This window comes from Geodermatophilus sp. SMS 5-13 (assembly GCF_059428245.1).
On the sequence record NZ_CP165729.1, the window covers coordinates 79,777 to 101,005 of the forward strand.

A 21,229-nucleotide genomic window follows, 5' to 3' on the forward strand; every position below is an offset into this window, starting at 1 on the left:
CGTGGACACCTACACGCACGGGCACGCGGACCCGGTGCTGCAGTCGCACCGCTGGCGGACGGTGGAGAACTCGGCGGCCTACCTCGCGCCGCACCTGCGCCCGGGCCTCGACGTCCTCGACGTGGGCTGCGGCCCCGGCACGATCACCGTCGACCTCGCCGCGCGGGTGGCGCCCGGCCGGGTGGTCGGCCTCGACGTCTCCCCGGCGCCGCTGGACGAGGCGCGCGCCCTGGCCGGGTCCCGCGGCGTCGAAGTCACCTTCCGTGTCGGCGACGTGTACGCCCTCGAGGCGGCCGACGACTCCTTCGACGTGGTCCACGCCCACCAGGTCCTGCAGCACCTGACCGACCCGGTGGCCGCGCTGCGCGAGATGGCCCGGGTCTGCCGGCCCGGTGGGCTGCTCGCCGTCCGGGACGTCGACTACGCCACCTTCGTCTGGTGGCCGGACGACGAGGGCCTCGACCGGTGGCTGGACCTCTACCACCGGGTGGCGCGGCGCAACGACGCCGAACCCGATGCCGGCCGCCGGCTGCTCGCGTGGGCGCACGCGGCCGGCCTGCGCGACGTCACCGCGACGACGTCGTCGTGGTGCTACTCCTCCCCGGCCGAGCGGGAGTGGTGGGGCAACTCCTGGGCGGGTCGGGTGACCGCGTCGTCCTTCGCCGAGCAGGCGGCCGCCTACGGCCTGGCCACCCCGGACGAGCTGGAGCAGATCGCCGACGCCTGGCGGCGGTGGCGGGACGCCGACGACGGCTGGCTGTCGATGACCCACGGGGAGCTGCTCATCCGGGTGTGACCGGCTGCTCGTCGGTGTGGGCGACCTGCCGCAGCGAACGCCAGACGAGGACGACGAACACCGCCGACCCGGCGAAGGCGAACCAGAACGGCGCGGTCACCCCGCCGTGCTGCGCGAGCACGCCGCCGATCCCGGAGCCGACCACCAGCCCGCCGAAGACGCCGACCAGATTGACGCTGTTCACCCGGCCCTGCAGCCGCGCGGGCACGGCCCGCTGCCGCACGGTGATCGACGTCGTCCCCCAGACGAAGGCGTGCGCGCCGAAGACGAAGAACACCGGCAGCGCGACCCAAGGGCTGGTGGTCAGGGCCAGCGCCAGGTGCGTGAGCGTCTCGACCACCAGTCCGATCCGCATCAGGTCGCCGAGGGAGACGCGCCGGGTGATCCAGCCGTAGAGCACGGTTCCGGCCACCCCGCCGACGGCCTGCACGGTGGCCACCAGGCCGAAGCCGATCTCGCCCAGGCCCAGCCGCTGGGTGGTGTAGAGGACCAGCACCGACCAGGCCGCGCCGAACGTGACGTTGAAGATCAGGATCGTCAGCACCAGGGTGCGGACGGCGGGATGGCCGACCACCCAGCGGAAACCCTCGGCGATGTCGTGTCTCAACCGCGTGCGCGGTCCGCGGTCGCGCGCCGGGTACGGCAGCAGGATCCGAGTGACGAGCACGGCGCCCAGCGCCACGACCAGCGCCTGGGCCCCGAACGCCCAGGCCGCCCCGGCGGTGAACAGCGCCGCCCCGAGCGGTGGCCCGGCGAGCTGGTTGACCGTGATGAACCCGGTCTGCAGCCGCGAGTTGGCGACCGCGAGGTCCTCGCGCGCGACGAGCATCGGGAGCAGGGTCTGGGCGCTGTTGTCGGCGAACACCTCTGCGGTGGCCAGGACGAACAAGGCGGCCAGGACCGCGATGATGGAGGCGTGGTCGGTGGCGACGGCCAGGGTCAGCGCGGCCAGGACCGCCGCCCGCGCGAGGTCGACGGCGACCACGATCAGCCGGCGGTCCAGCCGGTCGGTCAGCGCGCCGGCCAGGAGCCCGAACAGCAGCGGCGGCAGCCACTGCAGGGCCGCCGCGAGGGCGACCAGGAAGGCGTCCTGGGTGAGGGAGGCGACCAGCAGGGGGCCGGCCGCCAGCGCGATCCCGTCGCCCAGGTTCGACGTCCACGACGACGCCAGGAGCCAGCGGAATCCGGTACCGAGCCGGGCCGGCACGAGGGCCTCACCGACGCGACTCACAAGGAGGGGACCCTAGCCGTCCCCGTCGGTGGAGCCGGGCAGTGGCGCGGCTCCACCGACGGTGTGGCGGCTCAGCCCTGCCGCGCGGCGTTGGCCTGGACGGCGGTGCTCACGTACTGCGCCAGGCCGGGCGCGACCTGCTCGTAGTGCGCGGTGAACCGCTCGTCCTCGACGTACATCCGGCCCAGGCCGGCGTGCATCTCGGGCGGGCAGTCGTAGAACCACCGGCTGATGTGCTGCCGGTGCTCCTCGGCGACGTCCATCGCCTGCTCGGAGTGGGCCGCGACGCCGGACCGCAGCGCCTCGGCGAAGCGCCGCTCGACGTCGGCGCCCTCCGCCTTGATCCGCAGCCAGTCGTCCTTGCCGTAGGTCGCGACGCGGCGCTTCGACTGCGCCCACGCCTCGGTCTCGCCCCAGCGCTCCTCGGCCTCGGTCTCGTACTGCGACGGGTCGTGCTCGCCGAAGACCTCGAACCGCTCCTCGGGGGTCAGGGAGATCCCCATCGTGCGTGCCTCCATCTCCTTCTCCACGGCCGCGACCATGGCCTGAGTGCGCCCGAGCCGGTCCCGCAGCAGCGTCAGCTGCCGGCGCAGGTGCGCCACGGGGTCGGCGTCGGGGTCGTCCAGCAGGGTCGCGATCTCCTCGAGGGGGAAGCCGAGCTCGCGGTAGACCAGCACCTGGTGCAGCCGGTCCAGGTCGGACGGCGTGTAGCGGCGGTAGCCCGCCGCGGTCCGCTCCGACGGCGAGAGCAGGCCGATCCGGTCGTAGTGGTGCAGCGTCCGCACCGTCACGCCGGCCAGCGCCGCGACCTCGCCCACGTTCACGCATTCCTCCTCCGTTGACGACGACGAGCCTGCGGCCTGACGCGACGTCAGGGTCAAGCGTCCACCCCGGACGTGCGCGAGGCCGGCCGGCGTGGACGCCAAGGAGGAGCTGCTCGGGTACCTGCGCAACCGCCGCGCCGACCCGCTCGGCAAGCTCGACGGCCTCGACGAGTACGACGTCCGGCGGCCGATGACGCCGACCGGCACCAACCTGCTCGGCCTGGTCAAGCACGTGGCCTACGTCCAGCTGGGCTACCTCGGCGAGGTCTTCGGCCGGCCCGGCGGCGTCCCACCCTGCACACCGTCCTGGTGCACCTGTGCGTCGAGGTCGCCCGGCACGCCGGTCACGCCGACATCGTCCGCGAGCTGATCGACGGCGCCGCCGGCATGAGCGCCGGCAACGCGAACCTCCCGGAGCGGCCCGCCGCGGAGTGGGCCGCCCACCGGGCCCGCGTCGAGGCCGCGGCCGGCGCCGTCCGCCGCGCCTGAGGGAGCCGCGCGGGAGAGGATCGCGACCATGGACGACGACGTCTCCCCGCACGACCCGTTCGAGCGCCGGCGCGCGGCGGACCTGGCCTACGTCGACGAGGGCGCGGGGGACGCGATCGTCTTCCTGCACGGCAACCCGACGTCGTCCTACCTGTGGCGCAACGTGATCCCGCACGTGCGCGACCTCGGCCGCTGCCTGGCACCGGACCTGATCGGCATGGGGGAGTCGGCCAAGCTGCCCGACCCCGGCCCGGGCACCTAGTCCTTCGCGACGCACGCCGCCCACCTCGACGCCTGGTTCGACACCGTGGTCCCGGCCGGTCCGGTCACGCTGGTCCTGCACGACTGGGGCTCGGCGCTGGGCTTCGACTGGGCCAGCCGCAACCGCGACCGCGTGCGCGGCATCGCGTTCATGGAGGCGATCGTCACGCCGATCGTCTGGGCCGACTGGCCGGAGAGCGGCCGGAAGATCTTCCAGACCATGCGCGGCCCGGACGGCGAGGCCGCGGTGCTGGACAAGAACGTGTTCGTCGAGCGGATCCTCCCGGCGTCGGTGGCCCGCGGCCTGAGCCCGGAGGCGCACGAGCGGTACCGGGCGCCGTTCCGCAGCCGGGAGGACCGCTGGCCCACGCTGGAGTGGCCGCGGCAGATCCCGATCGAGAACGTCCCGCCGAAGGTGCGCGACGTGGTCGCCCGGTACGGGCAGTGGCTGGCGCACAGCGACGTCCCCAAGCTGTTCCTGAACGCCGAGCCCGGCTACCTGCTCGTCGGCCGGCCGCGCACCGTCGTCCGGAAGTGGCCGGCGCTCACCGAGGTGACCGTGCCCGGGGCGCACTTCGTCCCCGAGGACTCGCCGCACGAGATCGGCCGCGCCCTCGCGCGGTGGCTGCGCACACTGGAGGGGTGAGCGATCCCGACCTGCGCGCCGACTGCGCGCGCTGCTTCGGGCTGTGCTGCGTCGCCCTGCCGTTCGCCCGCTCGGCCGACTTCGCCGTCGACAAGCCCGCGGGCACCCCGTGCGGTCACCTGCGCGAGGACTTCGGCTGCGGCATCCACGGGCAGCTGCGCGAGCGCGGCTTCGCCGGGTGCGCCGTCTTCGACTGCCAGGGCGCGGGGCAGAAGGTCTCGCAGGTCACCTTCGGAGGCCGGGACTGGCGGGGCGACCCGGGGACGGCGCGGCGGATGTTCGCCGTCTTCCCGGTCGTGCGGCAGCTGCACGAGCTGCTGACCCACCTCGCGGAGGCGCTCGGGCTCGACGCCGCCCGGACGTTGCACGTGGAACTTCGCGCCGCCTACGACCGGGTCGACGCGCTCACGCGGGGCAGCGCCGACGAGCTCGAGGGCTGCGACGTCGCCGCCGTCCGGGCCGAGGTGAGCGCGCTGCTGCTGCGCGCCAGCGAGCTCGCCCGGGCGGGACTGTCCGGCCGCAACCACCGCGGGGCCGACCTGATCGGCGCCCGGCTGCGCGGCGCGCGGCTGCGCGGGGCCAACCTGCGCGGCGCCTACCTGATCGCGGCGGACCTGCGCGGTGCCGACCTGCGCACCGCCGACCTCATCGGGGCCGATCTGCGCGACGCCGACCTGCGGGGCGCCGACCTCACCGGCGCGCTGTTCCTCACCCAGGCCCAGCTCGACGCGGCCCGCGGGGACGCGACCACCCGCCTGCCCGAAGGGCTGCGCCGCCCCCTGCGCTGGGCGCTCAGAACACCAGCTGGACCAGCAGCAGCAGGTTCAGCGCGATGATCAGGACCGCCACCAGCGCGGCGAGGAGTGTGGTCCTGCGCTGGTTCACCAGCTCGCCCATCACGTCGCGGCGCCGGGTCAGCAGCAGCAGCGGCACGAGCGCGAACGGGATGCCGAAGGACAGGACCACCTGCGAGATCACCAGCGCCCGGGTCGGCGCGATGCCCAGGGCGAGGACCGCCAGCGCCGGGAACATGGTCAGCGCCCGGCGGGCGAACAGCGGGATCCGCCGGCGGATGAAACCCTGCATGATCACCTGGCCGGCGTAGGTGCCGACGCTCGCGGAGGCGAATCCGGACGCCAGCAGCGCCAGCGCGAACAGCAGCGCCGTCGACTCGTCGAGGACGTTGCCGAAGCCGTCGTAGGCCCCGTCGAGGGTGTCGGTGTTCCCGAAGTCCCGCCCGAACAGCAGCGCGGCGGCGACGAGCAGCATCGCCACGTTGACCAGCCCGGCCAGGCTCATCGCGACGGTGACGTCGACCCGCTGGGCCCTCAGCGCCCGCCGCTTCTGCCGGGTCGACGTGGCCTGGATCGTCTCGGTGACCAGCGCCGAGTGCAGATAGATGGCGTGCGGCATGACCGTGGCGCCGAGGATGCCGGTGGCCAGCACGAGGCTCTCCACGCCGTCGAAGTGGGGGACCAGGCCCTCGGCCGCCGATCCCCAGTCGATGTGCGCCCGCACCACCAGCAGCAGGAACGCGGCGACGATCATGCCGAAGTAGGCGGTGACCGCGCCGATGAAGCGCCGGTCCCCGTCGGTCTGCAGTGCCAGCATCAGGAAGGCGACCGCCCCGGTGATCAGCCCGCCGGTGAACAGGTTCACCCCGAACAGCAGGTGCAGCGCGATCGCGCCGCCGACGATCTCGGCCAGGTCGGTGGCCATCGCCACGAGCTCGGCCTGGACCCACAGCCCCAGCACGACCGGACGGCGGTAGTGCGTCCGGCAGTTCTCCGGCAGGCTCTGCCCGGTGGCCAGGCCCAGCTTCGCCGACAGGCTCTGCACGAACATCGCCATGAGGTTCGCCGTGACGATGACCCAGAGGAGCAGATAGCCGAACTTGGCCCCGGCGGAGATGTTGGTCGCGAAGTTGCCGGGGTCGACGTAGGCGATCGCGGCGACGAACGCGGGACCGAACAGGGCGAGCCGACGCCGGCGCGTGGCTCGGATCGCCGCTTCCTTCTCGAGCACGGTCAGCCCTCCCGGCGCCTAGGGTCGGGGCCGTGAGTGGGGAGGGCCCGCGCGGCTGGGGTGTGACCCTGCATGGTGCCGTTTTGGACGCGACCGCGGTAGGGCCCGGCACACGGCTGCTCGATCTGGGCTGCGGCGCCGGGCTGTTCGCCCGCGCCGCGGCGGACCGCGGCGCCCGGGTGACCGGCATCGACGTCGACCCCGCGGCGGTGGCGCTGGCCGCCGCGGAGGTGCCCGGGGGCACGTTCGCGGTCGGGCGCGCGGAGGACCCGCCGGCCGGTCCGTTCGACGTCGTCGCCGCGGTGCAGCTGCTGATGCACGTGGCCGACCCGGCCGGGGTGCTGGCGGTCGCCGCCCGCCGTGCCCCGGTGGTCGCGGCGACCGTGTGGGGGCGCGAGGACGAGTGCGACGTGCGCGTGTTCGGCGAGGCGCTCGCCCCGTGGCTGGGGCCGCGGCCACCCGCCGGCCCGGCGCTCACCGACCCGGCGCGGCTGCGCCGGCTCGCCGAGCGGGCCGGCCTGGCCGTCGAGCGGCTCGACGAGGTGGTCTGCCCGTTCGACTACGCCGACGAGGACGAGCTGCTCGGGCCGCTGTTCGACTCCGCGCTGGGACGGACGGTCGGCCGCCGGGCCGGGCCGGTCGCCCTGCGGACAGCCGTGCTGGAGCGGCTGGAGCCGTTCCGCACGGCGGACGGCGGCTACCGCCTGAACAACCTCTTCCGGGTGCTGGTCGCGCGCCCGGCGTGAGGGGTCAGCCGGCTCCCGCCGTGTCCGCATACCGGGTCTTGAGGAAGCTCCGGCAGAACTCCCCGTTGCTCTCGATGCCCAGCCGGGTGAGCCGCGCCCGCCGCAGGTGCAGCGGCACCTGTGCCGAGGAGACCCGGCTGCCGTCGGGGTGGATCAGCAGCGGGGCGTCGTCGTCGTCCCGCAGGCCCAGTTCGGCCCGCCGCCGGCGGAGCCGGCTCAGCTCCTGCGACGGCGGGGCGGCACCCAGGGTGAGCTCGGCGAGCTCGTCCGGGCCGACCCCGGTGTCCACCAGCGGGCGGGCCACCCGGTCCTGCCCGGCGACGACGGCCTTCTCCAGGAAGTACCGCCGCAGCTCGTCGAGCTCCGCGGTGGCCTCGCCCGAGAACGTCTCGACGAAGCCGGCGTGCGCCGCTACCCCGTCGTTGATCTCCGCCGAGGCGTGGTGGTCGTCGAGCGCGATCTCCGCGCGCGTCACCCCCTCGACCGCCGACACCGCGTCGTAGGCGTCGGCGACCATCAGGAACGAGAAGTTCGGCGCGCAGAAGAACGTCGGCAGCCGCAGGTGCACCGACGCAACGCCGTCGTCGGAGACGGTGCAGGACGCCACGAAGTCGAGGTCCGTGATCGGCTCGTCGAGCTCGGGGTCCAACACCGTCCCCAACGCCTGCCAGACGGCTGCCGGCAGGTCGGGGCGCAGCGTCACGACTGCGCGCCCTCCATCTCCCGCTCCAGCTCCTCGCCGGGCTGCATGGGCTCGCCCGCCGTCGTCGGGATCTGGCACTCCTGCGGCACGTCGATGCCGTAGAGCTTGGCCGCGTTGATGCCGAGGATCTTCTTCTTCGTCGCGGTGGTCAGCTTCGCGTAGTCGCTGAACGCCTCGTCGTCCGGCATCTGCCAGTCCACGAACTGCTCGACCTGCCACTTCGGCGTCCAGATGTTGTAGTCGCTGCCGAAGGTCAGCCGGTCCTCACCGACCCAGAAGAGCAGCTCGCCCATCACCTTGGCGAAGAACTTCGGCCGCGAGTGCATGAGCCCGCCGATGACCACCGAGCAGCCGGCGTAGACGTTCGGCTCCTGCACGGCCATGTAGGCGAAGTCGTCGATCCGCGGGATGCCGGCGTGCTCGATGATGAAGTTCAGGTCGGGGAAGTCGGTCGCGGTCTGGTCGACGTCCTCCATGGAGAACGCGTCCTTGTTCAGCGGCCAGATCGTCGGGCCCTTGTGCGCGTGGATGTTCGTGATGCCCAGCTCCCGGCACTTCTCCAGGAACCGGTAGGACTCCTTGTCGGTCAGCTTCCAGCCGCGGGAGCCGTTCTCGTGCCATTCCGCGGTGTAGACCTTGACGCCCTTGAGGTTCCAGCGCTTGGCGTCCTCCTCCAGCTGCTTGAGACCCGCCTCGCCGTCCCGCGGGTCGAACCGGCCGTTGACGATGAACTTGTCGGGGTGCTTCTCGAGCAGCGCGCCGTTCTGCTCGACGGTGTTGAAGCCGTTCTTGTACCAGTACTTCAGGTAGGTCGACTGGAAGATCGCCTTGTCCACGTAGCCGTCCTCGAAGACGTCCTTCATCAGGTCGTCCTCGGAGACCTTCAGGTAGTGCTCCCAGTCCCAGTGGGTCTCCTTCGGGGCCAGCGTGTGGTAGCCGTAGAAGCAGTCGATCCAGCCCTTGGCCAGGTTCTCGCGACCCTGGACCCAGTTCTCCCGGCTGGCGTCCCAGAAGTGCATGTGGGCGTCGACCACGAAGTACTTCTCGCCATCCTTCTCGTACATGAAATGGCACCTCTCGCGTCGTTGTCTCGGACTGCTCGGAGGACCCCGGGAAATCAGGGGACGAGAATGGCGCGACCGCGCACCTTGCCGGCGTCGAGGTCGTGCAGGGCGTCGACGGCGTCGTCCAGCCGGTACTGCTGCGTGTGCAGCGTGACCTTCCCGGCCTGGGCGAGCACCATCAGCTCGGCCAGGTCGGCGTAGGTCCCGACGATGTTGCCGACGATGTTCTTCTCGCCGGCGACGAAATCCAGGGTCGGGATGCGCAGCTCGCCGCCGTAGCCGATGACGAACATCGAGCCGTTCGCGCCCGTCATGTGCCAGGCGTCCATCTCCGCGCCCTGCTCGGCGACGAAGTCGAGCACCACGTTCGCCCCGCCGCCGGTGAGGTCCTGGACCGCCTGCACCTGGTTGCCGTCGGCGACCACGGTCTCGTCGGCGCCGATCTCGCCGGCCAGCTTCAGCGCGTCGGGGTTCTTGTCGACGACGACGACCCGCGCCGCGGTGAGCGCCTTGAGGCACTGGATGCCGATGTGCCCGAGCCCGCCGGCGCCCTGCACGACGGCGGTGGTGCCGGGGTGCAGCAGCGGGACCGCCTTGCGGACGGCGTGGTAGGCGGTGATGCCGGCGTCGGCGAGCGCGGCGACGTCGGCCGGGTTGGTGGACGGGTCGAGCTTCACGCACGCGCGGGCGGTCGTGCGCAGGTACTCGGCCATGCCGCCGTCGTTGTTCGACAGCCCGGGGAAGAAGGCGTTCTCGCAGTGCAGGTCATCGCCGCGGCGACAGGGCAGGCACAGCCCGCAGCTCGGCTGGGGATGAAGGATCACGGTGTCGCCGACGGCGACGTTGCTGACTCCCTCCCCGACCTCGTGCACCCAGCCGGCGTTCTCGTGCCCGATCACGTAGGGCAGGTCGGGGTTCTGCAGCTCGGCCCACTGCCCCTCGATGATGTGCAGGTCCGTGCGGCAGACGCCGGCGCCGCCGATCTTGACGATGACGTCCAGCGGACCGGCGAGCTTCGGTTCGCCGATGTCGTCGATGCTCGGGTCTTCGTGGTAGCGGTGAACGCGCACGGCTCGCATGCGAAGGGGCTCCTCGGACTCGACGCCGATCCCCGTCCGGCCCGGAAGCGGGAAGGACGGCGACCCTACGGACCGGAACGTACGGATCCCGCGTTATGCCGTGCGTCTCAATCTGAGACGCCCACCGGCCGCACACCAGGGACTTTTTCGGGCTCGAGTCCGGGGACTCGAGCCCGAAAAAGTCCCCTGGCGGTTCAGCCCATGGACGGGCCGAGACCCAGGGACTGCGGGGTGCTGGCGTCGGGCGAGGGCTGCGGGATGCCCTCGTCGAGCGGCCCGAACTCGGTCATGAGCGCCTTGTTCCAGGGCGTCTGCTCCTCGGCGACCAGCGAGTTCGTCGTCAGCACCAGCCCGGCCACCGAGGCGCCGTTCTGCAGCGCGGAACGGACGACGCGCAGCGGGTCGATGACGCCGAGCTCGACGAGGTTGCCGAACCGGCCCTGCAGCGCGTCGAAGCCCTCGTCGACCGCCATCGTCCCGACCTGCTTGACCACGTCCGCGGCGTCGTAGCCGGCGTTCTCCGCGATCAGGTGCACCGGCTCGGCCAGCGAGCCGCGGACGATCTCCACGCCGACGCGGTAGTCGCCGGAGACGTCGAGGTCGTCCAGCGCGGGCTCGGCGTGCAGCAGCGCCGCGCCGCCGCCGGCGAGGATCCCCTCGGCCATCGCCGCGCGGGTCGCCTGCAGCGAGTCGTCCACGCGGTGGCGGATCTCCTTGGCCTCGGCGTTGGTCGGGGCGCCGACCTTGATGACGGCGGCCTTGCCCGACAGCCGGGCGATCCGCTCGGACAGGAAGTCCTGGTCGGTGCCGATCGTCGCCCGCTCCAGCTCGGCGCGCAGCTGCGACAGCCGCCGCTCGCGGGCCTCCGGCGCCCCGTGCCCGCCGATGATCGTGGTGTGGTCGCTGGTCACCCGGACCTGGTCGGCCTGGCCGAGGTGCGCGGTGGTCATCTGCTCCAGGGCGAAGGACGACGCCCGCGAGTGCACCTGCCCGCCGGTCAGGGCGGCGATGTCCTCGAGCAGGTGGATGCGCTTCTCGCCGAACCCGGGGGCCTGGATCGCCACGCACCGGAAGATCCCGTTGACGTGGTTGTGCACCAGCATCTGCAGCGCGGTGCCCTCGACCGACTCGGCCACGATGACCAGCGGCTTCGGCGCCCGCATGATGCTGTCGAGGATCGGCATCAGCTGCTTGACGTCGGTGATCTTGTGCGCCGTCAGCAGGACGTAGCAGTCCTCGATGACCGCCTCGAGCCGGCCGACGTCGGTGACCATGTACGGCGAGACGTAGCCGTTGTCGAACTCGAAGTCCTCGACGAAGTCGACGTCGATCCCGAGGACGGCGGAGTCCTCGACGGTGACCACGCCGCCGTCGCCGACCGCGTAGAGGGCGCGGGCGACCGCGGAGCCGATCGTCTCGTCGTCGTTGGCCGAGATCGCGGCCACCCGGCGGAAGTCGTCCTCGTCGCGCAGGGGGTGGGCCACGCCGGCCAGGTGCTCGACCAGCCGGCCGACGGCGACGTCGATCCCGCGCTTGACCAGCACCGGGTTGCCGCCGTTCTCGATGGCCGCCATGCCCTGCTTCACGATGGCCTCGGCGAGCACGATCGCCGTCGTCGTCCCGTCGCCGACGGTGTCGTTGGTCTTGATCGCCGCTTCCTTGACCAGCTGGGCGCCCATGTTCTGGAACGGGTCGCGCAGGTGGATCTCGCGGGCGATGGTCACGCCGTCGTTGGTGACCTCGGGGGAGCCGGTGATCCGTTCCAGGATCACGTTGCGCCCCTTCGGGCCGAGCGTGCTCTTCACCGAGGCGGCGAGCTGCTCGACACCTGCCTGCAGCAGGTGCCGGGCGTCGGCGCCGAAACGCAGTTCCTTGGCCATGGGGGTCCTCCTGGGGGCCGCGGGGCCACCCGGTCCGTGGGGCCAAAGTGGCCACTTTGGCCCCACCGCCGGGAGGCGAGGTGGGGACGGTCGGTCTTTCTGCGCGGGTGGGAACCGGCCGAGCGCACGCGCCGGCCGAACGGGGCCGCCGACCGCGGCGCAGCGCGCCGGGGCGGCGGCCCCGCAGAAGGTGATCAGCCGGCCTACGAGACCGGGCGGAGGTCGAAGCCGAGGTACTCGGCCGCCTCCTCGGGGTTGGCGAACATGATCGTGCGGTCGTCCTCGTGGACCATGCGGCCGTAGTGGGTCGACATGCTCTCCTCGAGGTCGGCCGACGTGAAGGAGCCCGGCTCCTCGCCCAGGGCCTCGGCCAGCTCGTCGTAGACGAAGTCCGTCCGGTTCTCGGCGTCGACGCGGATCATCGACGGCAGGTAGGTGACCGTGACGCCGGGCTTGCTCCTCATCACCTCGGCGATCACGTGCCCGACCTGGTCGTTCATCAGCGTGATCCCGGCGCGGTTGGACGAGGTCTTGTTGACGGCGCCGAACTCGGTCGCAGCCGTGGTGGTCACTGGGCCAGCTCCTTCGGGGTCTCCAGGCCGAGATCGGAGAGGATCCCGGCGAAGCGGTTCTTGGCGCGGTCGAGGGAGTCCTCGAACCGGGGTGGACGGGCGTCCGGCTGCGACCACAGCGGCTGCAGCGTGCGCGCGGCGCCGAGTGCCCGCGGCACCCAGTGCGCCAGCCACTCCTGGAACAGCCGCTTGTTGTGGTCGGCGAACTCCCGGTCGGTCACCAGCGGGCCGAAGCAGGCCTGCGTCCAGCGCAGGTCGCGCTGGGCGTAGTCGTACTCGCCGGCGCCGATGACGGTCGGCGTCACGAAGTCGCCGTTGCCCGGTGCGGCCTGCATGACCAGGCCGCTGCGGAACAGCTCGCCGATCAGCGGCTCGAAGACGACGTTGGTCGCGAAGATCGCCTCGCCCCAGTCGTCCTGGATGGCCGGCAGCGCCTCGGTGACCTCACGGACGCCCTGCCACTCGGCGTCCTCGTTCCACGCCGACAGGTGCGCGGTGCCGTCGAAGTCCGGCACCTCCTCGGTGAGCGTGAGGTTGTACAGCGCCAGGTCCTGGGCGAACCGGATCTTGTGCGCGCTGTTCACCGCCATCGCCGTGTTGTGCATGTTGGTCGGCCCGGACCGCTCGTTGCCCGCGAACACGTAGAGGCCGAGGATGTGCTCGACGTGCATCCAGGCGCCGACGCTGCGCTCGACGAAGGTCACCCAGTTGCGGCTCCACTGCTCGAAGGCCTTGGCGTTGCGCGCGTTCTCGACGTTGCCGTTGATCTGCCGGACGACGTTGGCGTTGTACCGGTAGATCGTCTGCTCCCACTCCTCGTTGGGGTCGCGGAACTCGTGCCACCCGTGGGCCGGCCAGTCGAGGCCCTTCCCGCCACCGCCGGTCCCCACGCCGCGAGTCGGCTCCGGCCGGTCGACGCCCCACGCCTTGAGCTTGGTCCAGTTCAGCGGGTAGCCGACCTGGCCGTCGGCGAAGCCGTAGATCCAGCCCTGGGACAGGTAGTGCCGCGGGTCGGGCTGGACCTCGACGGTGACGTCCTCGTAGTGGGTCTGCTTGCGCTTGGCCGGTACGTAGTAGTTGTAGCGGCGGGCGCTCGCGCTGGAGTCGGGGAACTCCTTGGCGCCGGCCTCGGCGTCGGTGAAGCTGACCCGCGGGACGCTCCGCTCTGGCCGCGCGGGTACTTCGGCGACGCGGGGCTCGGTGGTGGTCATGGTCAGTCCTCGCCTTCCGGTTCACCGGTGGTGGTGAACTTGTCGTAGAAGATGTGGTCCTCGCTGCGTCCGAGCCGGGGGAGCAGGGCGATCGCCGCCTCGACCATCGGCGGCGGTCCGCAGACGTAGGCGTCCGCCCCGGACAGATCGGTCTCCCGGCGAAGGACGACGTCGGTGATCAGGCCGGTCTCGCCCTCCCATCCGTCGTCCGCGGCCGGCTCGGACAGCGCGGGGACGAACGTGAGCCCGGGCAACTGCTCCGCGAGCTTGGCGATCTCCTCCTCGAAGCACAGGTCCCGCACGGTGCGCGCCCCGTAGTAGAAGGTGACCGGGCGGTCGATCCCGCGTTCGGCCATCGACCGCAGCAGCGCCAGCAGCGGCGCGATGCCGGCCCCGCCGCCCAGGAACAGCAGGTCGTTGCTGCTGCTCTCGCGCAGGCGGAACGCGCCGAACGGCGCCTCCACCTGCAGCCGGTCACCGACCTTGATCGAATCGGCCAGGAGCCCGGAGAACAGCCCTCCGGGGTAGACCTTGATGACGAACTCGAAGATCCCTTCCCGGTTCGGGGTGTTCGCCATGGAGAACGACCGGGTCGCGTGGTGGCCGGGCACCTGGAAGTCCATGTACTGGCCGGGGAAGTACTTGATCTCCTCCGGTTCCAGCAGCCGGACGACGAGGTGCCGCATGTCGTGCGTGACCGGGTCGTTGGCGACCACCTCGACCGTGCCCTGCCGCAGCGGCAGCCCCGAGGCGATGATCTCCTCGTCGTAGTTGAGGAGCTCGATCACCAGGTCCTCGTAGGCGTGGGCCCGGCAGAGCAGGGTCTGGCCCTCCTCTCTCTCGAAGTCGGGCAGGGCGAAGGTCGAGTAGCTGTCCAGCTCGATGTCCTCCCCGTCCAGGACGAAGGACTTGCAGGAGGCGCACTGCCCCTCCTTGCAGCCGTGCATGAGCTGGACGCCCTGCTCGGCGGCAGCGCGCAGGATCGTCTGGTCGGAGTCGACCTCGATCTCGATGCCGACCGGTTCGAAGCGGACGGAGAACTTCTCGCCCATGGGCTCCACCTCTGGGTCGTCGCGGGTCGGCCCTCGGGCGCCGCGGGATCGCGGGCAGCCTTCAGCCACTGATGAGGGGGTGGCGGGGGAGGGCCGGGGGGCACCCGACCCTCCCCCTCGCCTGACCCGCGCTCAGGCGCTCTTGGCGGGTGCCGGACGGCCGGCCGGGCCCTGGCGGTTGTAGTCGGCGACGAACGCGGCCCGTTCCTCGTCGGACATCTCGTTGAACAGGACGTTCGGGGACAGGACGTTGCCGAGCCGCTTGAGGTGCTCGGTGGTCCACATCTTCTTCGGGTCGAGGTTCAGATGCGGCTGCGCCGTCATCGTCTTCCCGTCGTCCCGGACGAAGCCCATGTCCTCGACGACCTTGTCCCACGTCCAGCCGTGGTAGAGGGTCTCCCACTCGCGGTGCCCCACCAGCCGGCCCATGTTCGGGGTCTCGCGGCCCTGGTACACCGGGCGGAAGGCCTCGACGTCGGTCCACCGGCAGGTCTCGCTGCAGTAGGTGCGGTGCACCCCGTCGACCTCCGCGGTGCACATGTCCTCACGGATGAGGCACGGCACCATGCAGGTCCAGCAGCGGTTCGGGTACACGTAGTCGACGTCCTCACCGACGATCGGCTTGTGCCCGTTCGGGATCGACAGCCGGCGGTAGTTCTCCCACCACTTGCCGTACTTGTCGTACCAGCCCGGGTACTTGTGCTCGAACCACTCGAAGTCCTCGTCGGTCATCGGGTCGATGCGCCAGTAGTTGGCGAGCCACCCGGTGGCGAAGAACTGCGCGACCTCGTGCACGTAGCCCTTGTTCCAGATGCGGTTCCAGGCCTCCTCGATCAGGTCGTGCGGGATGGTGAGCCCGTACTTCTCGAGCGGGACCAGGTAGCTGCGGTAGTAGTCGTCGTAGATCCACCGACGCCACATCTCCGCGTAGGACTCCCGGTCCTTGCGGCGGTCCTTCGTGCCGTACTCGATGAAGGTGCCGATCGCCGCGTCGACCACCGCGTGGTTGTTCCACCACGCGTAGCGCAGGTCGCGCTCGAGCAGCTGCCGGTTGCCCTCGTCCGACAGCGCCATCAGCAGGGTGGCGTAGCCGTTGGAGATGTGCCGGGACTCGTCGGACTGCACCGAGTGGAACACCGTCGGCAGCAGGTAGTCGCCGTTGGCCGCCGCCTCGGCCGGCATGGCCACGAACAGGGTGTTCGTGAACGCGGTCTCCGCGACGATCGTCAGGTAGATGCTGGCCGCGGTGATCGCGTCACCGGTGATGAACCCCTCGGCGAACTGCCGGCCGATGGTGCCGCAGTAGTCGTTGTGGAAGTTCCGCAGGCTGTTGTTGAAGCCCGCGGGGTCGATGTAGTTGTTCATGTACAGGCGCTTGAGGTTCTGCTGGATCGTCGAGTGCCGGACCTCGTCGATCATCTGGATCGCCTGGCCGTTGTGCAGCTCCGGGTTCGGTACGGCCTGGAACAGCATCGGCATCGAGCGGGCCGCCGAGATCTCCGGCAGCGGGATGATCGACAGGAACAGCTTCTGCCACTCCAGCCAGCGCTCCTGCACCTGGCGGAACATGTTCCCGCGGATGGCGCCGTCCTCCGCGCCGTAGACGCGGTTGTCCTTCTCCTCCTCCATGGGGAAGTAGGACCGCAGGATCTGCTTGAGCGGGTCCTTCTTCTGCGCCTTCCGGAAGGTGTAGTCGGTGCCGTACTTCATGTACGGCTCGTGGTAGACGGGTTCCCAGGCCAGTTCCTGGATCTTCTGGTGGGCTTTCGCCAGGCTCTGTCGACTCACGTCGACTCCTCACGGTCGGGGTCGGGACTCGGGCGGTGCCGGGGCCTTCGGCGGTGGCCTGCCGGAGGCCGCGCGGCAGCGCGTTCTCGGTTCCTCGGAAGCCGCGACGGTCGCGGGCGTCGTGGACCCCGGAGGCGGCGAGCAGCGCGACGCGGTGCCCCCTGCGCCGTGCTCCTCGTGCTACGGATCACAGTGGCTCGCCGGGCCGTGAGTGGTCTCAATATGAGACGTCGGCCGATTCCTCGGTTCCTAGGGTTGATCTCCCTAGGGTTTGTGGGTCCGGGTGCCACAACCGGGCGACTGATGCGCTCCTCAGAGGCGAGGGAGGCGACGGGTGGCCGTGTCCAGAGGATCGGGACCGAAGCTGGCACGCGGCCGGGCCGGCGACCTCGCCGTCCCCGGCGGGGCCGATGTCGCGCGGGCGCGGACGCTGTTCCTCGTCGACGAACCGGTGCTCCCCGGCGTCGTGCGCGAGCCGATCCTGGCCTCCTGGACCCGGTCCCGGCTCTGGCAGATCCGGCCCGACCACCTGGACCTGCCGTTCGAGCCCGGGGCGGACGACGACTCGCTGCTCACCCGCGCTGCCGAGCCCGTGCTCCGTGACATCGCCGACCTGTTCGCCACCGAACCGATCAGCGTGATCCTCTGCGACGCCGACGGCGTCGTGCTCAGCCGCCGCACCGGCGACAGCGCCCTCAAGCAGCACCTGGACCGCGTGTGGCTGGCCCCGGGGTTCAGCTACGCCGAGCAGTTCGTCGGCACCAACGGCATCGGGACGGCGCTGGAGGCCCGGGGGCCGGCGCAGGTGTTCGGCCACGAGCACTACGTGGAGCGGCTCGAGGAGCTGGCCTGCGCGGGCGCCCCGATCCGCCACCCGGTCACCGGCAAGGTGCTCGGCGTCGTGGACCTGACCTGCTGGCAGCGCGACGCCGGCCCGCTGCTGGTCGCGACCGCGGGCACGCTGACCCGCCGCATCGAGCAGATGCTGCTCGAGCACAGCGGGCAGCGGGAGCTCGCCGTCCTCAACGACTACCTGGTCGCCTGCCGCCGTAACCGCGGTCCGGTGCTCGCCATCGGCGAGGACCTGGTGATGATGAACGACAAGGCGCGCGAGGTGCTCGACCCGGCCGACCAGGAACCGTTGCTGGCCGAGGCCAACGAGGCCCTCGCGGAGGGCCGCCGGCATCCGCTGCTGATCGACCTGCCGAGCGGGCGGACGGCGCGGGTGCACATCCGGCCGACGGTCAGCTCCGGCGGCGTCGCCGGCGGGGTGCTCGACGTCCAGCTGGTCCAGTCGGCGTCGCCTCCCGACGCGCGCCCGGCCGTGGCGGCGCCCAGCCCGCTGCCGGCCGCGGTCGGCTCGGGGCCGGCGTGGACCAAGTGCTGCGCCGCCGTCGACCGCCACCTGCACGCCGGCGAGTGGCTGGTGCTGGAGGGCGAGCAGGGATCGGGCCGCGAGACGGTCGCCCGCGCCGCCCACCAGGCGCGCACGCCCGCGGCCCGGCTGCGGGTGCTGCGTGCGGAGGACACCGGGCCGGACTGGGTGGCCGAGGTCGCCGAGGAGCTGGCCGCCAGCGGCGGCACGGTGATCCTGACCGACGTCGACCGGCTCCCGCGGGAGGCGATGGCCGAGCTGGCCGACGTCCTGGAGCCCTACCGCGAGTCCACCGACTCCGACCGGCCGGTCCTGATCGCGACCGTCGGGCCGCTCGGCCGGGAGCCCGGCGCCGAGCTGACGGCGCTGCTGTCGGCCTTCCCGCGCACGGTTTCCGTGCCGCCGCTGCGCCACCACATCGAGGACGTCGCCGAGCTCGTGCCGCACCTGCTCTCCCGCCTGGGCCACGGCTCGGTCGTCACGGCGTCGCCGGAGGTCATGCGGGTGCTGACGCACAACCGCTGGCCCGGCAACGTCGACCAGGTGGTCTCGGTGCTGCGCAAGGTGGTCGCCAAGCGGCGCTCGGGCGTGATCGGCGTGCGCGACCTGCCGCCGGAGTGCCGGGTCACCACCAAGCGGGTGCTGACTCCGCTGGAGTCCCTGGAGTGCGACGCCATCGTGGAGGCGCTGCTCGACGCCGGCGGCAGCAAGGTGGAGGCCGCCCGCCGGCTGGCCATGTCGCGAGCCACGATCTACCGCAAGATCCGCGACTACGGCATCTCCGTGCCGACCGCCGCCCAGCCCATCGCGTGACCGAGGAGGCGCTCGTCATGGGACATCCGCTCACCACCCGGACGCTCGCCCGGACCGTCGTCCTCGGGGCTTTCGTGGTGGCGCTCGCGGTCGCCGGTGAACCGACCTGGCTCGCCGCGCTCTTGGGGGTGCTGCTCGCCGGCGTGTGGGCCGCCCCGTTCCTGCTGGTCAGCAACCGGCGGCCGCCGGTGCCGCCGTCGTCCCTGCCGGTGGGGCCGGAGGCCGGCCCGACGGGCTGACCGGGGTTCCGCGGGAGAGCAGCATCACGGTGTGCCGCCGGCCTCCCGGCCGGTAGGCTGGGGCTCAGCGAAGGGGAGTAGCCCCCAATGTCGCGGTCGACACACTGACCGACGCCGGTCCTCCGGCGGAGGTCCGGCCGCGCGGCCTGCGTTCCGGCAGGCGGGCGAGACCTTCGATCCAGGCAGCACGTGCCGGGTCGAGGTCTCGCGCTTCGGACCGGCCGGACCAGAGAGGCCCGTACCGCCCCGTGGACGCAGTACTGATCAGCACGCTCATCTCCTTCGGCGTCATCTTCGTCGCCGAGCTCGGGGACAAGTCGCAGCTCATGGCCCTGACCTTCGCCACCCGCTTCAAGGTGTGGCCGGTCCTCATCGGCATCACCGTCGCCACCGCGATCGTCCACCTGGTGTCGGTCGCGATCGGCTTCGGGCTCGGCGCCGCCCTGCCCACGGGCTGGATCAACCTGGCCGCGGCCGTCGCGTTCGTCGCCTTCGGCCTCTGGACCCTCCGCGGCGACACCCTCACCGAGGACGAGCAGGACAAGGTCAACCGGGCCGGCAAGCGGGCGATCATCGCCGTCGGCACGGCGTTCTTCCTGGCCGAGCTCGGGGACAAGACGATGCTCGCCACGATCACCCTGGCCACCGACCCCGACTACGGCTGGTTCGGCATCTGGCTGGGCTCCACGCTGGGCATGGTGGCGGCCGACGCGCTGGCCATCGTGGTCGGGCGGGCGCTGGGCAAGCGGCTGCCCGAGAAGGTGATCGCCTACGGCGCCGCGGCGCTGTTCTTCCTGTTCGGCATCTGGCTGGCCATCGAGGCGATCGCCGAGCTGGCCTGATCAGGCGGCCGGCGCCTCCGCGGGCGCCGGTTCGGCCACGAGCGCGCGGCGGCGGTGGCGCACCACCAGCGGGGCCACCCACACGGCGACGAGCGCGAGGGCCGGGACGACGCTCGCCCAGCCGGGCCGGCCCGCCACGGCCAGGGCGAGCAGGAAGGCCAGGACGACGACCGTCCGGCACATCGTGGGGATCGATGGCAGGGACACGAACAACCACGTCCTCTCGGCGCTCGGGACTCACCCTCCTCCTGCCCGCGCCCCCGCGCCAGGGGGGCCGACCGGTGGGCCGGCCCGCGAAACCCGGGTGCGGCCGGGGAGTGCGGCCGCTACGGTCCGCGCCATGCCGTTCCGTTGACGCACTGCCGCCCCCGCCGCGCTGACCCCGCAGGCGCGACCGCTCGCCCGGCTCGCGCTGGCCTGGTCGGTCGCCGACTCCCTCGTGCCGCTCTACCCGATCTACGCCCTGCTCTTCGTCGACGCGGGCCTGTCGGAGGCGGCCATCTCCGCGCTGTTCGCCGTGTGGTCGGTCAGCGCTCTCCTCGCCGAGGTCCCCACCGGCGCCCTGGCCGACCGCTGGTCGCGCCGCGGCGCGCTGGTGCTCGCCTCGCTGCTCGAGGCGGCCTGCTTCGCGCTGTGGACGGCGGTGCCGACGGCGGCCTCCTTCGCCGCCGGCTTCGCGCTGTGGGGCGTCGGCGGCGCGCTGGCCTCCGGGGCGGCCGAGGCGCTGGTGTACGAGGGCCTGGACGCCGCCGGCGCGGCGCCCGCCTACGCGCGGTTGTCGGGCTGGATGGGCTCGGCCGGCCTCGTCGTCCAGGTGCCGACGGCGTTCGCCGCGACCGCGCTGTTCGCCCTGGGCGGCTATCCGCTGGTCGGCTGGGCGAGCGTGGCCGCCTGCCTGGTCACCGCGGTCCTGGCGACCCGCTTCCCCGAGCCGCCCCGCCGGCACGACGGCGACGGGGCGGCCGAGGTGGCCGGCTTCCTGCGCACGCTGTGGGGCGGGGTGACCGAGGCCGCCCGCCGGCCGGGCCTGCGCGCGATCGTCGTCGCCGCGGCGCTGCTCGGCGGGATCGACGGCGTGGAGGAGTACTGGCCGCTCATGGCCGGCGCCTGGGGCGTGCCGCCCACCGCGGTAGCGCTCGCCACGCTGGCGATCCCGCTGGCCGGTGGGGTCGGTGCCGCGCTGGCCGGCCGCGCCGAGCGGCTGCCCACCCGGTGGCTGCTCGCGCTGCTCGTGGCCTCCGGCCTGCTGCTGGCCGCCGCGGGCGCCTGGGCCCGGCCCGCCGCGCTCGCCGCCGTCGCGCTGTTCTACGGCCTGTACTGCGCGGTGCTCGTGGTCGCCGAGGCCCGGCTGCAGCATCGCATCACCGGTCCGCACCGGGCGACGATCACCTCGGTCGCCGGGTTCGGCATCGAGCTGGCGTCGCTGCCGGTGTTCGCGGCGTGGGCGCTCGGCGGCACCGGCGCGGTCGCGCTGCTGGTGCTCGCCGTCGTCCCGGTGGTGGCCGTGGGCCTACGCCGGACGTGAGCCGAGCGCGGCGTGCAGCGGCCCTGTCCAGAGGCTCGCCCCGGGCTTGCGAGGGGTGAGGGGATGGG

The 21,229-nt window shown here is 72.2% G+C and carries 21 protein-coding genes and 1 pseudogene; 10 read left to right on the plus strand and 12 right to left on the minus strand.

The features are described 5' to 3' along the window. The first annotated feature begins 1 nt into the window (after window position 1). On the plus strand, window positions 2-796 hold the full coding sequence (locus tag AB3388_RS00360; RefSeq protein WP_495408767.1) for a methyltransferase domain-containing protein: 795 nt from the start codon (window positions 2-4) through the stop codon (window positions 794-796). Here the strand turns inward: AB3388_RS00360 and AB3388_RS00365 are convergent. Next, a complete protein-coding gene (locus AB3388_RS00365) occupies window positions 783-2,027 on the minus strand; it encodes an MFS transporter (RefSeq protein WP_495408768.1) in 1,245 nt (414 codons plus the stop codon). The genes AB3388_RS00360 and AB3388_RS00365 overlap by 14 nt on opposite strands. Window positions 2,028-2,098: 71 nt before the next feature. Then, window positions 2,099-2,851, minus strand: coding sequence for a MerR family transcriptional regulator (locus tag AB3388_RS00370; RefSeq protein WP_495408769.1), 753 nt, complete (start codon window positions 2,849-2,851; stop codon window positions 2,099-2,101). A gap of 91 nt (window positions 2,852-2,942) precedes the next feature. On the opposite strand from AB3388_RS00370, the gene AB3388_RS00375 reads away from it, so the two are divergent. The 4 genes and pseudogenes from AB3388_RS00375 to AB3388_RS00390 all read left to right on the plus strand — a co-directional run bounded on the left by AB3388_RS00375 (window position 2,943) and on the right by AB3388_RS00390 (window position 5,083). After that, complete coding sequence (locus AB3388_RS00375; protein WP_495408770.1) at window positions 2,943-3,221, plus strand: mycothiol transferase; 279 nt, start codon at window positions 2,943-2,945, stop codon at window positions 3,219-3,221. Beyond that, entirely contained in the window at window positions 3,161-3,340 is a 180-nt protein-coding gene (locus tag AB3388_RS00380) for a mycothiol transferase (protein WP_495408771.1), read from the plus strand. Before AB3388_RS00375 ends, AB3388_RS00380 begins: the two co-directional genes overlap by 61 nt. Before the next feature lie 28 nt (window positions 3,341-3,368). Beyond that, window positions 3,369-4,247: pseudogene (locus AB3388_RS00385) on the plus strand (haloalkane dehalogenase). Beyond that, window positions 4,244-5,083, plus strand: coding sequence for a pentapeptide repeat-containing protein (locus tag AB3388_RS00390; protein ID WP_495408772.1), 840 nt, complete (start codon window positions 4,244-4,246; stop codon window positions 5,081-5,083). The pseudogene AB3388_RS00385 and the gene AB3388_RS00390 overlap by 4 nt, the downstream one beginning before the upstream one ends. On the opposite strand, the gene AB3388_RS00395 is transcribed toward AB3388_RS00390, so the two are convergent. Then, complete coding sequence (locus tag AB3388_RS00395; protein ID WP_495408773.1) at window positions 5,040-6,272, minus strand: Nramp family divalent metal transporter; 1,233 nt, start codon at window positions 6,270-6,272, stop codon at window positions 5,040-5,042. The genes AB3388_RS00390 and AB3388_RS00395 overlap by 44 nt on opposite strands. Before the next feature lie 83 nt (window positions 6,273-6,355). Between AB3388_RS00395 and AB3388_RS00400 the strand changes: the two genes are divergently transcribed. After that, on the plus strand, window positions 6,356-7,018 hold the full coding sequence (locus AB3388_RS00400) for a class I SAM-dependent methyltransferase (protein ID WP_495408774.1): 663 nt from the start codon (window positions 6,356-6,358) through the stop codon (window positions 7,016-7,018). Window positions 7,019-7,022: 4 nt separating this feature from the next. On the opposite strand, the gene AB3388_RS00405 is transcribed toward AB3388_RS00400, so the two are convergent. From AB3388_RS00405 to AB3388_RS00440, 8 genes are all read right to left on the minus strand, one after another. Further along, a complete protein-coding gene (locus AB3388_RS00405; RefSeq protein ID WP_495408775.1) occupies window positions 7,023-7,721 on the minus strand; it encodes an iron-sulfur cluster assembly protein in 699 nt (232 codons plus the stop codon). Then, complete coding sequence (locus AB3388_RS00410) at window positions 7,718-8,785, minus strand: amidohydrolase family protein (protein WP_495408776.1); 1,068 nt, start codon at window positions 8,783-8,785, stop codon at window positions 7,718-7,720. Before AB3388_RS00410 ends, AB3388_RS00405 begins: the two co-directional genes overlap by 4 nt. Window positions 8,786-8,838: 53 nt before the next feature. Further along, window positions 8,839-9,864 carry an NAD(P)-dependent alcohol dehydrogenase gene (locus AB3388_RS00415; protein WP_495408777.1) on the minus strand — a complete coding sequence of 342 codons (1,026 nt, stop codon included), beginning with the start codon at window positions 9,862-9,864 and terminating at the stop codon, window positions 8,839-8,841. A 194-nt stretch (window positions 9,865-10,058) separates the two neighbouring features. Further along, window positions 10,059-11,744 (minus strand): chaperonin GroEL, encoded by a 1,686-nt coding sequence (gene groL, locus AB3388_RS00420; RefSeq protein WP_495408778.1) that lies wholly within the window; start codon window positions 11,742-11,744, stop codon window positions 10,059-10,061. Between the two features lie 203 nt (window positions 11,745-11,947). Then, window positions 11,948-12,316 (minus strand): propane 2-monooxygenase effector subunit MimD, encoded by a 369-nt coding sequence (gene mimD / locus AB3388_RS00425; RefSeq protein ID WP_495408779.1) that lies wholly within the window; start codon window positions 12,314-12,316, stop codon window positions 11,948-11,950. Beyond that, window positions 12,313-13,527, minus strand: a complete 1,215-nt coding sequence (locus AB3388_RS00430; protein WP_495408780.1) for a ferritin family protein — start codon at window positions 13,525-13,527, stop codon at window positions 12,313-12,315. Before AB3388_RS00430 ends, mimD begins: the two co-directional genes overlap by 4 nt. Before the next feature lie 2 nt (window positions 13,528-13,529). After that, entirely contained in the window at window positions 13,530-14,579 is a 1,050-nt protein-coding gene (locus tag AB3388_RS00435) for an FAD-binding oxidoreductase (protein WP_495408781.1), read from the minus strand. 132 nt (window positions 14,580-14,711) lie between these two features. Then, window positions 14,712-16,367 carry a ferritin family protein gene (locus AB3388_RS00440; protein WP_495408782.1) on the minus strand — a complete coding sequence of 552 codons (1,656 nt, stop codon included), beginning with the start codon at window positions 16,365-16,367 and terminating at the stop codon, window positions 14,712-14,714. Between the two features lie 334 nt (window positions 16,368-16,701). Between AB3388_RS00440 and AB3388_RS00445 the strand changes: the two genes are divergently transcribed. From AB3388_RS00445 to AB3388_RS00455, 3 genes are all read left to right on the plus strand, one after another. Further along, window positions 16,702-18,555 carry a sigma-54-dependent Fis family transcriptional regulator gene (locus AB3388_RS00445; protein WP_495408783.1) on the plus strand — a complete coding sequence of 618 codons (1,854 nt, stop codon included), beginning with the start codon at window positions 16,702-16,704 and terminating at the stop codon, window positions 18,553-18,555. 17 nt (window positions 18,556-18,572) lie between these two features. After that, window positions 18,573-18,794 (plus strand): hypothetical protein, encoded by a 222-nt coding sequence (locus AB3388_RS00450; protein ID WP_495408784.1) that lies wholly within the window; start codon window positions 18,573-18,575, stop codon window positions 18,792-18,794. A gap of 248 nt (window positions 18,795-19,042) precedes the next feature. Next, the gene (locus AB3388_RS00455) at window positions 19,043-19,636 is read left to right on the plus strand and encodes a TMEM165/GDT1 family protein (RefSeq protein ID WP_495408785.1); all 594 of its coding nucleotides are present in this window, start codon (window positions 19,043-19,045) and stop codon (window positions 19,634-19,636) included. Here the strand turns inward: AB3388_RS00455 and AB3388_RS00460 are convergent, their stop codons facing one another. Next, window positions 19,637-19,843, minus strand: coding sequence for a hypothetical protein (locus AB3388_RS00460; protein ID WP_495408786.1), 207 nt, complete (start codon window positions 19,841-19,843; stop codon window positions 19,637-19,639). Between the two features lie 232 nt (window positions 19,844-20,075). Between AB3388_RS00460 and AB3388_RS00465 the strand changes: the two genes are divergently transcribed. Further along, complete coding sequence (locus tag AB3388_RS00465) at window positions 20,076-21,161, plus strand: MFS transporter (RefSeq protein ID WP_495408787.1); 1,086 nt, start codon at window positions 20,076-20,078, stop codon at window positions 21,159-21,161. Window positions 21,162-21,229 lie beyond the last annotated feature (68 nt).

Coding starts and splice junctions, on each gene's coding strand:
- AB3388_RS00450 (WP_495408784.1), top strand. CDS start 18,573: ATGGGACATCCGCTCACCACCCGGACGCTCGCCCGGACCGTCGTCCTC.
- AB3388_RS00415 (WP_495408777.1), bottom strand. CDS start 9,864: ATGCGAGCCGTGCGCGTTCACCGCTACCACGAAGACCCGAGCATCGAC.
- AB3388_RS00410 (WP_495408776.1), bottom strand. CDS start 8,785: ATGTACGAGAAGGATGGCGAGAAGTACTTCGTGGTCGACGCCCACATG.
- AB3388_RS00430 (WP_495408780.1), bottom strand. CDS start 13,527: ATGACCACCACCGAGCCCCGCGTCGCCGAAGTACCCGCGCGGCCAGAG.
- groL (WP_495408778.1), bottom strand. CDS start 11,744: ATGGCCAAGGAACTGCGTTTCGGCGCCGACGCCCGGCACCTGCTGCAG.
- AB3388_RS00435 (WP_495408781.1), bottom strand. CDS start 14,579: ATGGGCGAGAAGTTCTCCGTCCGCTTCGAACCGGTCGGCATCGAGATC.